This is a genomic window from Burkholderia sp. D-99 (assembly GCF_011605345.1).
In the GTDB taxonomy this organism is placed as follows: Bacteria; Pseudomonadota; Gammaproteobacteria; order Burkholderiales; family Burkholderiaceae; genus Burkholderia.
Genome location: NZ_JAAOXM010000008.1, coordinates 40,920 through 53,451, shown reverse-complemented (window position 1 = coordinate 53,451; position 12,532 = coordinate 40,920). Strand labels below are relative to the sequence as shown.

The 12,532-nt window shown below is 63.5% G+C and carries 9 protein-coding genes; 1 reads left to right on the top strand and 8 read right to left on the bottom strand.

Annotated features, from left to right (window positions below; translation table 11 throughout):
- Positions 1-47: 47 nt before the first annotated feature.
- The 8 genes from HAV18_RS25615 to HAV18_RS25580 form a co-directional block, all read right to left on the bottom strand.
- Positions 48-491, bottom strand: a complete 444-nt coding sequence (locus HAV18_RS25615) for a hypothetical protein (protein ID WP_166961559.1) — start codon at positions 489-491, stop codon at positions 48-50.
- Between the two features lie 5 nt (positions 492-496).
- The gene (locus HAV18_RS25610) at positions 497-4,804 is read right to left on the bottom strand and encodes an RHS repeat-associated core domain-containing protein (protein ID WP_347814784.1); all 4,308 of its coding nucleotides are present in this window, start codon (positions 4,802-4,804) and stop codon (positions 497-499) included.
- Positions 4,801-5,259, bottom strand: a complete 459-nt coding sequence (locus HAV18_RS25605) for a DcrB-related protein (protein WP_166961556.1) — start codon at positions 5,257-5,259, stop codon at positions 4,801-4,803. The genes HAV18_RS25610 and HAV18_RS25605 overlap by 4 nt, the downstream gene beginning before the upstream one ends.
- A gap of 17 nt (positions 5,260-5,276) precedes the next feature.
- On the bottom strand, positions 5,277-7,415 hold the full coding sequence (locus tag HAV18_RS25600; protein ID WP_166961553.1) for a type VI secretion system Vgr family protein: 2,139 nt from the start codon (positions 7,413-7,415) through the stop codon (positions 5,277-5,279).
- 21 nt (positions 7,416-7,436) lie between these two features.
- Positions 7,437-7,838, bottom strand: a complete 402-nt coding sequence (locus tag HAV18_RS25595; RefSeq protein WP_166961550.1) for a hypothetical protein — start codon at positions 7,836-7,838, stop codon at positions 7,437-7,439.
- A 96-nt stretch (positions 7,839-7,934) separates the two neighbouring features.
- Positions 7,935-8,444 carry an OmpA family protein gene (locus HAV18_RS25590; protein WP_166961547.1) on the bottom strand — a complete coding sequence of 170 codons (510 nt, stop codon included), beginning with the start codon at positions 8,442-8,444 and terminating at the stop codon, positions 7,935-7,937.
- An 85-nt stretch (positions 8,445-8,529) separates the two neighbouring features.
- On the bottom strand, positions 8,530-9,798 hold the full coding sequence (locus tag HAV18_RS25585; protein WP_166961543.1) for a diguanylate cyclase domain-containing protein: 1,269 nt from the start codon (positions 9,796-9,798) through the stop codon (positions 8,530-8,532).
- On the bottom strand, positions 9,795-10,508 hold the full coding sequence (locus HAV18_RS25580) for a YfiR family protein (RefSeq protein ID WP_166961526.1): 714 nt from the start codon (positions 10,506-10,508) through the stop codon (positions 9,795-9,797). The genes HAV18_RS25585 and HAV18_RS25580 overlap by 4 nt, the downstream gene beginning before the upstream one ends.
- 482 nt (positions 10,509-10,990) lie before the next feature.
- Between HAV18_RS25580 and HAV18_RS25575 the strand changes: the two genes are divergently transcribed.
- Entirely contained in the window at positions 10,991-12,394 is a 1,404-nt protein-coding gene (locus HAV18_RS25575) for a hypothetical protein (protein WP_166961523.1), read from the top strand.
- The last annotated feature ends 138 nt before the right edge of the window (positions 12,395-12,532 follow it).

Below are 12,532 nucleotides of genomic sequence, written 5' to 3'. Positions count from 1 at the left end.
CCGACAAGGGAACTGGGAATGGCAGACCACACTTTTCATCCATTAATTTATATTAAATTCAACTTATTCAAATAAATATCCGAATTATCCTTATACCTATCACCCTTACCCTTCATACCTTCAAAAAATTCAACTGCAAGCCGCCTCATTTCAGAGACAAACTCTGACCGATCCACAACCACCTTCACAGTTTCATAAACGGTCACGGCAACAACCACCTTACTCCCCTGAACACCAAAGCTTATTTCAATAGGCTGATCTGGAAAGTAAGTTTTAAACCCCTCCCCTCTAGCAACACACATTACACCTTCTGCCAAATACGCCCACAATTGATCCACATAATCCCACATTTCCTTATTAAGAATCTCAACCCCATTTATAGAAAGCTCAATAGCCCCCTCAATGTAATCAGGATCTGGAATTTTTCCATTGAAATCGTAAAAATTTACAAATTTCTTCTTAACCCTGAGATAAGTCTTTGCAACTATCATTCCATCTACTCTTTATAGAATTGGCCAACTCTGCCGTTATTCAAGCCAAGCACATAATCAGCACCATCGTATGTGCCTTTTATCTGATACATGCCCTGAGCACCCTTCGCCTCTAGCACGCCGCTATTTTGCTTCATGACACTGCCAATAGCATCACTGACATCATCAATAGACATCTTCGAATCGAAGAAACTTTGCTTGGCTTTAACCGATCCATCCCAATACTCTGGGTGATGACGCTCCAGTATGTGTTTCATTCCGCTCTTCTCCAACTTGAAAGTCTCGGAGCCAAAACGGAAATTACGGCCTCGGAAATCTTTCAAATCGTTGACGACTTTCTGCGGACGCGCAGCCTTTGTGGGTCCGCATGACAATCCCCAAGGATCGACCCATGAGATGGGATTCGGTGCGTATTGATAGAGATTGATCCCGCCGACCAAACCAATCGGGTCTGGACTAATGAACCGTCCGATATCGGGATCGTAGTACCGAAACAGGTTGTAGTGCAGCCCTGTCTCCCGGTCCAGATACTCGCCCTGGAAACGCAGGTTCTGTGGTTTTGGCACATGGGCAGACGTCGGCGTTGCTTCCTGCACCGCGCCCCAAGCCGGTATGGAGCGCTGCGGAGCCCGCGCGATCCACTCCTCTTGCACGGCGTTGCCCCAAACCTTGTAGCGGGCCTGCCATATCAATTCGCCGTCGGCGTCGGTCAGTTCCTCCGGCAGCCCCGAAACGTCGTTGTGGAAATAGTAGACCGCATCACGTGCATTGGCATCGTTAGCAGCCGGCAGGCCTTGGTCGATCCGCGCAAGCGGCACATAGCTGTTGGCCTCGTACAAGTACGTCAGCGCTTCCTCACCCTGACGGTCGTGATACGTCTCCTGCACGAGCCGCATACCGTCCCACAGGAAGTCCGTACTCGCGTAACTGCCATTGAGCTTGCGAATCCGCCGACCAAACGCGTCGTATTCGAAATGTGTCGTCGCGATGCCAAGACGATCCTTAGTCACGACGGTCTTCAGTTGACTCCAATCGTCGTATCCAAGAACCAGTTCTTTGGCAGGCCCGTGCCCACTCAGCTTGCGAACAAGCCGCCCATACGCGTCATACTCGAAGCGCTTGTCCTCGAACATCTTGAGCCGGTTGTGTTCGACGTACCCGCCCGGGTGATCGCTCGACACCAGGTTAGCTGCCGCATCCCAGCGAAACACCTCCGACGGCAATCCCGGCCCCACCGCCTGTTCAATCCGACCAGTCGGGTCATACCGATAGTTCGTCGTGCCATAACGCTGATCGCGCTTCTGGATCACATCGCCCGCTGCATCGTATTGCCACTGCTTCGCAAGCAGATCATCAGCCGCATGGCCACGCTGCGCAGCGTGCCGCGCGCGACGGCCTACCGCGTCGTATCCAAAATGACTGGTCAGCTTGCCCTGCGTTCGCAGCACCTCCCGATGCAAATCATCGCGTTCCATGTCGGCGACCGCAGCACCGTCAACGCGAATCTGGTGCACATGTCCCGACCCGTAATGCAGCCAGTCGATCGTGCGCTCGCCGGAGATCGTGGTGCTGACGCGATTGCCGAGTTCATCGTAGGTATGCGCGAGCCAGCCGGTCGGCGTGTATTCCTCGAGAACCGCCCCACGAGCGTCGTATTTCAAACTGACCCGATTCTTCAGCGACGGGCCACGAGCAGCCAGCGTGTACAACTCGGCAGATGCGATTCGGCTCGCCTTGTCGTACAGGTATTCACAACGCTCGTGCGTAGCTTGCTTCGCCGTCAGTCGACCGATCGCGTCGCGCTCGTATCGTGTCTCGATCTGTCCATCCCGGACGCTCGTGCCTTGGCCGCACACGTCATATTCGTACGTACGCTTGTGACCATCGAGGCCGATCTGCGCAGCAACCAGATCGCGACGGTCATACTGAAAGCGATAAGTCTCGCGATTCTCGTTGGTCAAACTCGCCAACCGGAACGCATCGTCGTACCCGAACCGCACAACTCGATCAGCCGCATCCGTCCGTGATACCAGCAATCCACGCGGATTGAGTTCATAGCGCGTGCTGCGCTGATTCGCATCGACAACTTCGACGAGCCGTCCGGCCGCATCGTATCGAAACATCTGACGCGCGCCATCAGCCGTTCCGATCCCCGTGACGCGCCCCATCGCATCCGTTTCATAGACGGTAGACTGGCCCATCGCGTCGGTCACGCGCGCAAGCGTACCTCGCGCATCGTATGCAAACCGCGTGACCTTGCCTGAACAATCCGTGTACGAGGTCAGTTGCGCACGGCCATTCCATTCGAGGAACTTGTAACCGCCCCGCGCATCGCGGATCGTATGCACCAACCCGCGCTCATCCCGGTAATACTCGGTCGCAAAGCCCGCAGGATCGCGCGTCATCGTGAGGTTGCCGCGATCGTCGTAGCGGTAGATCCAGCGCGAGTTGGCCGGATCGGTTTCCGCGACAGGCAGATCGTAGTGCCCGTTCCACTCGGTGCGCTCGACCTGGCCCAATGCATCGATACGCTGCGTCTGCCGCCCGCGCTCGTCATATTCGAAGCGGGTCGTGTTCCCTGCCGGGTCGGTCGTACTGACCAACTGCCGCATCGCGTTCCATTCGAGCTGCCACACGTGGCCTTCGGCATCCGTATGACTCGTCGGCTGCTGATCCTCGTTCCACGTCCACTGCGTCACGCGACCGATCTGGTCGGTAATCGTCACCGTGCGCCCGGCGAGGTCCGCATTGAACGTGTACGCTTCGCCGTCGTTGGTCCAGTGGCGCACGACACGCGCGTTGCGACCAACGCCATCCCACGCATAAAAACACTGCAAGCCGCCGCGCAACGTGTGCTGAACCATCAATCCACGCTCGTACGCAAAGCGCCGCGCGGTGTGGCCGCTGCGGTCGGTAACAGCAACCAGCTCGCCAGCATCGTTGTACGCGTAACGCACCAGCGTATCGGGTTGCTCACCGTCCACACCACGGGTCAGCTCGATCGCGGCAATGCGTCGAGCGTGCGATTTATCGTAGACGAGCGTCAGCATGCGACCAGCGCTGTCATGCAGCCGAGCAGGCCGCACAACCTCACCGGCCGCTTCCTGCTCCACCTCGATCCAGTTACCGTTGCGATCCTCGATACGCCACAGCTTGAGCGCCTCGCTGTCCGCATCGCTACGAGCACGACCGAAATCGCGATACACACCATCGACCGTCTCGACCACATAGTGGCCACCCGCGGTGCAGATCAGGTAAATGCCTTCAGGCACGCTGAAATGGCTCTCACCCGGCGACACAGCCGGGAACACGATATCGCGTCCCTGCTCGTCCCAGTAAGTGATCGACTCAACCTCGCCGCGTTCACGCGCAAGCCACAGCTCAACGCTGATCGGCACGCTCCATCCCGTCCCGAACAGGCTGTCGGCACGATCATCGAGGCTGCTATAGAAACGCTGCCACACGATCGGCAGCGGCCCGGGCAACGCAAAATCGGTGTCGTCCGTGCCGTCGAGAACCTTGCTGCCGGTAATGACGTTGACCGGATGCCCTGCCGACGGCTTCGCCAGACTACCCAGCCAGGTACCGAACACACTCGCCGCAAAATTCACCGCAAGACACGGCACCTTGCTCTTCAGGAACTGCCCCCAACTCATCTTCCCGCGCCCGCAAACCGCGAGCGCAATGCCGAGCGCCGCCCCCAGCCACCCGAGCCGGGTAGCCGACTTCACGTCCCGCACCCGCTGCGTCCCGCCGCCGATAAAAACGTTATCCGAACCCTCGGCAATCGTCCCGTCGCAAGTCGTCTTGTCCCCGACCCGCGCAGCCGGCTGATCGTTGATATAAACGCTCCCCGACCCATCGGCAATCATCTGCGGCCCGGGATGATCGGTACACGCAACGGTATCGAGATCGCCCGGCTTCGCCGCCCGCGCCGCCGGCTCGTTGTTGACGTAAACGTTCCCCGATCCGCTCGCGATCTTGCCTTTGATCACGGGCGGCACCATCGAATTGGCCAGTGCCTTCGCGCCGTCGTCGATGGCGTCGTTCATCCCGCTCGCTTCCATCAGCGCGCCCGAGCCAACGGCCACGCCGACACCGATCGCAATGACGAGCGGCGTCGCCAACCCGGCCGTGCCGATCTCGAGCAATGCCAGGCCGGCGAACACCAGCCCCTCCATGGCCTCCGCCACCAACATGCCCACGACGGCGCCACCGACCACCGACCCGACCGTGCCGACCAGCTCACCCAATAACGACGTGTGCTGGATCGGATCTTTGAAGCGAGCGGCCGCGAAGTTCTCCGCGCTCACGACGCGTCACCCGGCCCGAGCAGGGTCGGTCGCGCCACGCGCGGCTGGAAGCTGGCCAGCATGCGGTCGGCGATCGCCTGCTGCTCGTCGGTCAGCGGCGCCGCGCTGGTCAACGTCATCACCAGCACGCGGCCGGCGTCGTCCGACGGAAACATGGTCTGCATCTGATGCCAGAGCCGGCCGTCCCGCTCGTGCGTGGAGTCGATCTGGACGCCCGCGCGCCCGGCGACGGTCACGGGCCGGCGCGCCTTCTCGGTGAGCATCCTGGCATCGCGCGACGCCACATCCCATTCGCGCGCGACGAACGCGTCGAGATTCTCCCCGTCGCGCAACCGCCCGCGGGCGATCACGAGATTGAGGCCGCCGGGGCCGGCGTTCATCACGAGAATGTTGACCGTACGGTCGAGCGCCGCGTCCGGCAGTTCGAAGGTGCCTTCGTGGATTGCGTAGTGCATGGCTGGTTTCGTTCGTATTATTTGTTGAGATCGATGCGCTGGCCGTTGACCATCACGCCGTCGTCGGTCATCAGGATCACGGAGCCCTTGTGCTCGAGGCGAATGCCTTCCGGCGCAAGCGAAATCGAGCTGTCCATCACCTTCAGCAGGATGCCGCGCTCGGCGATGTGCACCTGCGTGCCGCCGCCCCCATCCTTGGCCGGCGTCATCACCTCGACGGTGGTCGCGGTCGTACTGCGCTTCTCGGAAATCGTCTCGGTCAGGTTGCCCTGCGGAATCTGCTTCTCTTCGCTGCCGGTGGCCACCAGCACGGTACGCATCGGCCCCAGCACCTTGTGCGTCTCGTTGTTCTCGACGACGGTGTTCATGTCCTTCTGCGCGTGCATGAAGAATTCCTGCATGCCGTTCGTGTCGGTCATGCGGATCTCGTTCGACCCCTGCCCCTTGTGCGTCTGGCTCTTGATCCCCATCGTCTGGCCGGCCGCACCATGATACGGGTTGCCTTGCTCGCCGTTGAACACGCGGCCGACGATCACCGGGTTGTCCGGATCGCCCTGGTTGAACGCGACGAGCACTTCCTGCTTGATCCGCGGAATCGCGGCCGCGCCCCAGCCGTCGCCCGCCCACGGTTGCGACACGCGCACCCACATCGAGTCGGATCCGTCCTTCTTGCCGCGCCGGTCCCAAGGAAAGTGCACCTTCACCGCGCTGCCGTTGGTATAGATTTCCTCGCCCTTCGGCCCGACGACGATCGCCGACTGCGTGCCATGAATCACCGGCTTCGGCGTGCCGCGCGTCGCGCGATACGGCACCTTCTTCGGCAGCAGCGCGAAGCTGTTGCGGTACGGCAGCTTCGCGCTGTGCTGCGTGTAGTCGTTCACCGCCTCGTGACGCACCTGCAGGATCACGTATTCCTGGTTGTTCTCGAGCACCGGGTGATTCGCCACGGTGACGGCGCCCGCCGTGGTCATGCGCCACGCGTAGCCGCCGCCGGTATAGCGGTGGGCCTGCGCCTCCTCGGCCTCCATCGCGAAACGGGCGTAGCGGTTGCCGTCGTCGCCGTGGTCGTACAGCGACTGGTGCTCGAACCGCTCGGTCGCGTCGAGCCGCGCGTGCTTGAGGTTCTGCGGCCCGGCCTCCACCAGCATCAGCGGCGACGACGGGTTCTGGTGGTTGAAGTCGCGGAACGTGACCTTGCCGACGCCAAAGCGCCGGCCTTCGTGCAGTTGGTCGATCCCGCTGTCCTCACTTGCCTCGGTGGCCGCGAACGGCACCGTTGCGAGCCCGTCGATCGGGCGGAACAGCAGGTTCGAATCGCCGATCACCAGAATGTGCTTGTCCTTCTCGTAGCGGTGCGTCCACACGAGCCCCTCCTGCTCCATCAGCCGCGCGCAGAAGTTGTAGTAGCTCTCCTGGTACATCACGACATACTCGAGCGGCTTCTGGCTCGTCCGGATATCGAACACGAAGTCGGAAAACCCGTGCTCCTGGAAAATCTCGGTGAGGATGTCCTGCGCGGTCTTGTTCTGGAAGATCCGGCAGTCGGTCGAGCGCGTCAGGAACCAGAACCACGGCACCGCCGTCAGGTGATACTGCGTGACGTTGCCGGGATTGCCGGCCCGGTCGAACGACGCCACGTAGCCGTCGAAGTAACGGTCGTTGTCGGCGGCACCCGATGCGACGACGCGCTCGAGCGTCGAGAGGCGCGCCTGCTGGTCGAACCGGATCTTGACCTGCTGGCCGATCAGGTCCTCGGGGCGAAGATCGTGGCGATGGGACAGCAGGTCGAGGTGGATCTCGGGCAACCGGTTCACGTACTCGTCGACGACGGCGGCGCTGACCAGCAGCACGTCCGGGCCGAGCGGCGTATCGAGCGTCACGTAGCGGTTGAGCTGGGTCAGGCGCGCGGGGTTGGCGGCGCCGTTGATCGCCTCGGCGATCGCGCCGGGCGTCTTGTCCATCAGCGAGAAGCCGGTCTGCGCGAGCTGCATCGCGCGCTGGACGGTGTCGACGTGCCCGGCCAGGCCCGCGAGCGGCCCGAGGCTGCCGGCGACACTCGACGCAACCGGGCCAGCCAGGCCGCCGAGCGCGCTCAAAGAGCCCAGCCCGCCGCCGCCCAAACCATTGGGAATACCCCCGTTCGGAGCGAAACTCATTCTTGTTCCTTGCGTATGATCTCAGGTTCCGTAGGCCGGCGGGCCGGCCCCAAAGCCCCGATAATGTAGGACAAATTCCGACAGCGCGAAAGTCACTCGCAAACGTTTCCATTCGAGCCCTGAAAACCGGGAACCCAGGCTGGCAGCGGGATTCCGGGGCAGGATCGCCCTCGGCAAACAAATGGAGAGGAAGTATTCAAAGAGCCGGCGGAGCGATTTCGTCCGGGCAAGTGACAGCACCGGCTCGAATGCGTCGAACGACACCATCCGGTCGTCGAAGACTGCTTCACCCGGTAATGCGCCACGTCGACATGACAAGGGCATGACGATCGGCTGCTTGCGCCGGGCGAACACCCGGAAGTCCGCGGCACGCGCCGCGCCGCCTATGGCGCCGCGGCCGGAAACATCAGATCGGTACGGCAAACGCGTTCCGTTGCGTCTCCTTCAGGCTGCATCCAACGCCACGCGCCCATGCACGATGCGCATCGGCGGGCGCCGCTGCCCCGCGGAAACAAAACCTCACCGCGGCGACACCACGATCGCCGCCCGCCGGTTCTGCGCGCGACCCGCCGGTGTCCGGTTGTCACCCACCGGGTCGAGCTTCCCTTTCCCGACGACCGCGATGCGCTTCGCATCCAGCCCGAGATCGACGAGCTCGATCGCCACCACCTCGGCGCGCCGCCGCGACAACTCGACGTCGTAGTCGTCCACGCCCTCTTCGTCCGAGTAGCCATAGACCCGCACCCCGTTGATCCCGGCCGAGTGGAGCGTGCGCCCGATCCGCTCGACGATCCGCCGCACGTCGGGCTTGAGGTTGTAGCGGTCGAAATCGAACAGGATCGGTCCGGTCGAGCCGAATTCGAAACCCTGTTCGGTTTCCTGGAAACCGGCCGACTTGAGCGCCGTGACCTGCGTCTGCGTCAGCCCGCGATGAAGCGGCGGTGTCTTGCAGCCGCCCAGCAGCATGCACAGCAGCAGCGCGCTCCAGACGCACGTCCGCCCGATGCCCACAGGAAACGAGTGGTTCATTTCGCATCCCCTTCGAGTGCGCCCGCGCCGGGCGCGCTTGTTGTCATCCGCGGCTGCGGCCTCGCCCGCAGCGCGAAACAATCGATCAAACCGGTCCCGCAACGCTTTCGGCCAGCTGCCACGAGCCTGGCCGGGCGCGCTTGGCCCGGTACATCGCTGCATCCGCCGCGCGCAGCAAACCGCTCGCGTCCGATGCGTGGTCGGGATACAGCGCAACGCCGGCACTCATCATGGTGGCCACCATGCGGCCGTCGGACAGCTCGATCGACGGCGCCATGCCGGACAATATCTCGTCGGCGATCCGGAACACGCTGCCCGCTTCGCGCACCGTCGCCAGCATCACCGCAAATTCGTCGCCGCCGAGGCGCGCGACCAGATCGGTCTCGCGCACCTGCGTGCGCAGCCGCGACGCGATGCCGACCAGCACCGCGTCGCCGGCATCGTGACCCAGACAATCGTTGATCTCCTTGAAGCGGTCGCAGTCCAGATACAGGATCGCGACCCGCTGGCCCGTCCCGTCGGCATCGACGAGCGCACGCGCGAGACGCGACTCGAACTGCACGCGATTGGGCAGCCCGGTGAGCGCATCGTGCGTCGCCTTGTGTTCGAGCGACGCGTTTTCGTCGCGCAGCGTGTTTTGCCAGTCTTCGAATTCGTCGAGCAGCGCATTGAAGTCGTCGCCGAGCTCGTTCAGTTCCGCGATCGCCGCCGGCTCGACGCGCCGTGCGAATACCCGTTCGCGCCGCACCGCATGCGCGACGCCGGCGAGCGCGCGCAACGGCGCGACGATGTTGCGCAGCAGGCGCTTCGAGCTCACATACGCGCCGAACACGCTGACGGCCAGGCAGCCGAGAATGCCGCCGACGCCGCCGAGCAGGAACCCGAAGAACTGGTGTCCGCGGCCGCGCACGACGACCTGCCCGACGACGATGCCGTCGTGCACGACCGGCACCGTCACGGGCCCGGGCAGCGCGAGATCGGCAACGACGCGCTCGAGCCGCGCGATCCCGTTTCCGGCAGGCAGCTGCCACGTCGCGAACGGCTGGCCCTTGCTGTCGGTCACCACGACCTGCGCGACGTCTTCCTCGCTCGCGATCATGCCGATCGCCTCGCTCGCCGCGACGCGATCGCCGAACACGAGCGCCGCCTCGACCGTATAACCGAGCGAGCGGGCCAGCAGGTTCAGGTTGTTGCCCGCATACGCACGCAACGCGATCACGGCGACCACGATCAACGACACGGCGGCCATCGCAACGGCGACGAACGCGAGGCGCAGGTGCGCACGGCGCAGCACGCTTTGCAGCGTGGGGCGCGACATGCGCGAAGGAGGCACGTGGAGCAAGGGCCGCATCATGGTGCCCCCGGCCGTCGCGCGAGATTGAGCACGTTCGGATGCACGCGCACGCCGCTGCGCGCCACCGCGTCGAGATTGATGTCGAACGACACGCGATCGCCATCGACATTGAGACAGAACATGCCGCCCGCGGTGCAGGACGGATCGTGTTCCGCGATCGTCAGGACCGGATGGCCGGCCAGTGCGGTTCTCACGCGCGTTCTCTCGTCGTTGTTCAAGGTGCCGAGATACACGACGTCGCACGCGATGCCGAGCGACGGATCGTCGAAGCGGACACGCTGCACGTCGAGCAGCGTGGAGCCCGCCTGCAGCGTATCGGTCAGGCCGCGCGCGTAGTCGGGCCGGCCCGTGACGCACAGGTGCAGGCGAACGGGCGTGGTCGGCCAGCGCGTGAAGCTGACGATGCCGAGCACGACCTGACGCACGGCGGAGTCGTGTGACGAAACGGCGGAATCGGGAGACGCCGCGGGATCGGCAGGGTTTGCGGCGGCGACGATACGCGTGGTGTCGACGGGATCGTCCGCGTCGGCAGGTACCCCCGCGAGCACGGCCGGCGCCGCACCCAGAACGCAAACGATTGCGAGAAACGCGTGGCGCAGCGAAGCGGTACGGCCGGGCCGGCCCGTCTTCCGCGCGGCGATTGCCGCCGCGCACATTGGCGTCGTTGCCGTCGTAAAACCGGCAGCCGCCGCGCACACTTTCGCATCCATGATGGCAACATCCGCTGGCGTTGCTCCGGCGCTGCCTCCCGCCTCCCTCCGTGCGCGAGCAGGCACCGTATCACGCGCACGATTGCTTCATCTTAGGTAAAAATCCGCGTGATCCACCAGTGGGAAACACCCGCTGGGAAGCGCGAAAAAGCAGGCTGAATCCAGTTTGCTCGCGACGCTGCGTGTGAATTCGATCATCGTCTTCGGTTCAGCGTCGACGTCGAAGCATTGATCGGCGGATTGGCGCGCCGGTTGCATCGTGGTCTGCCTGGGTAGGATTGGATTGGCCGCAACGGGATCGCAGTCGGCGTGCCGTTGGCAATAGCATCGCAACCACTCGACGCACGCGGCTGAGCATTCCCTTGAACGCGGACCGTCGCATCCGGTGAAGCGACCACTGCCGAGAAATCCGCTCGCGTAGAATGGCCGGCACCCATGATTCTTCCGATGAAACTGCACGCCATTTCGTCTCGCTGATTCCGATGAACCTGATCGCCAAGATTTTCGGAGCACGGTCGCCGTCCACGGCGCCCGCGCATACGGTCTACTTGCCGCAAGGCCAACCGATGCCGCTCGCCGCCGCGCTGCAAATGGTCGCGTCGAGCCGTGACGTCACGCTGCTCGCGCAGGCGATCGATCATTACTCGGGCTATGTTCGCGAAGCGGGGATCGCCCGCGCGGTCGAGCTTGGCGACAGCGCCCTGCTCGAACCGATTGCCGCACGCATCAACGACTGGGTGCCCGAAGTCCGGCGCGCCGCGACGAACGCACTCGTCACACTGCTCGCGACCGTGCCGCCCGCGTACTTCGCCGCCCTGCTTCCCTCGTTGCGCCAGCTCACGTCGGCCACGCGCGAAGATCACGGCCCATGGCTGCACGCATTCGAACAGCGGCTGGTGCAGGCAGGCGGCGTCGATTCGATCGTCGACGCGATGCACGCCCCGGACTTCCGGCTCCGGCGCATCGCCTGCCTCGTCGCATTCGACCATCGGATCCTGCCGGCTGCCGAACTGGTCACGCACGGCCTGACCTCCGGCGACATCGTGCTCGCGCGGCGGGCAGCGGCGATGCTCGACGACGTACCGGCAAGCGATCGCCTGCGCTGTATCGATCTCGCGGCCGACTCTCCATTCGGCCCGGTTCGCCACGCGGCGCTCGTTCATATGATCGACGAAGGCATCGACGACGGCACCGAGCAATTCCTGTGGCGGGCAACGCTCGATCCGCAAGGCAGCGTGCGCGCTACTGCGGCCCGGTTGCTCGCCGAACTCGGCCGAGATGTCGCGGACCGCTGCGTTGCGCTGCTCGATGCAGGCACGTTGCCTGCCACTCGGGTTCGCGCGGCGTTGTCGTTGCTCGCCGAACTGCGTGCGCCTGCCGCAATAGCAACGATGGAGCGGTTCTCGACGGATGTCCGCAGCCCCGTCCGCGCGCACGCACTCGTGCTGCTGGCACGGCTGTCGCCATCCATCCGGGACGAGGTTGCCGCACGCGCATTGCTGGACCCCGCCCGCAGGATTCGCAAAACCGCAGTGCGCCTGTGCGAGCAAGGCGCATTCGTCTCGCTCGCGCAGATCGAACAGGTGCTCGAGCGGCACGGCGATCGCCATGCCGCACGTGCGATCTGCTCACGGGATCAGTGGGACAGTCTCGTGTGCATCGTGCTGATTGCCGCGCGCAATGAGCAACCGGACGTTCCGGACGACGCGCTGACGCGCGACGTGCAAACATGGCTGCGCAATCCCGTCGCGATGTGGACGCGCCCCGGCGCAGCACAGCGCGCGATGCTCGACACGCCGGAAGCCACACGCCTGCTGGCGACAGTTGCACGCGATCATCGCGACGAACTGCGCAGCCGGCTTCTGGAACACGGCATCGAGATCTGATGCGTGAACGGCTGGCAACTGACAGCCCGCAACACGCCCCGCGCCGTCGCGAGTATGCTTGCAGTTCGAACGACTTCCCATTCGGGCGAAGCAACAGCCACGATCTCGCGCTGGCCCGGCTAACCGTCACTCACCACC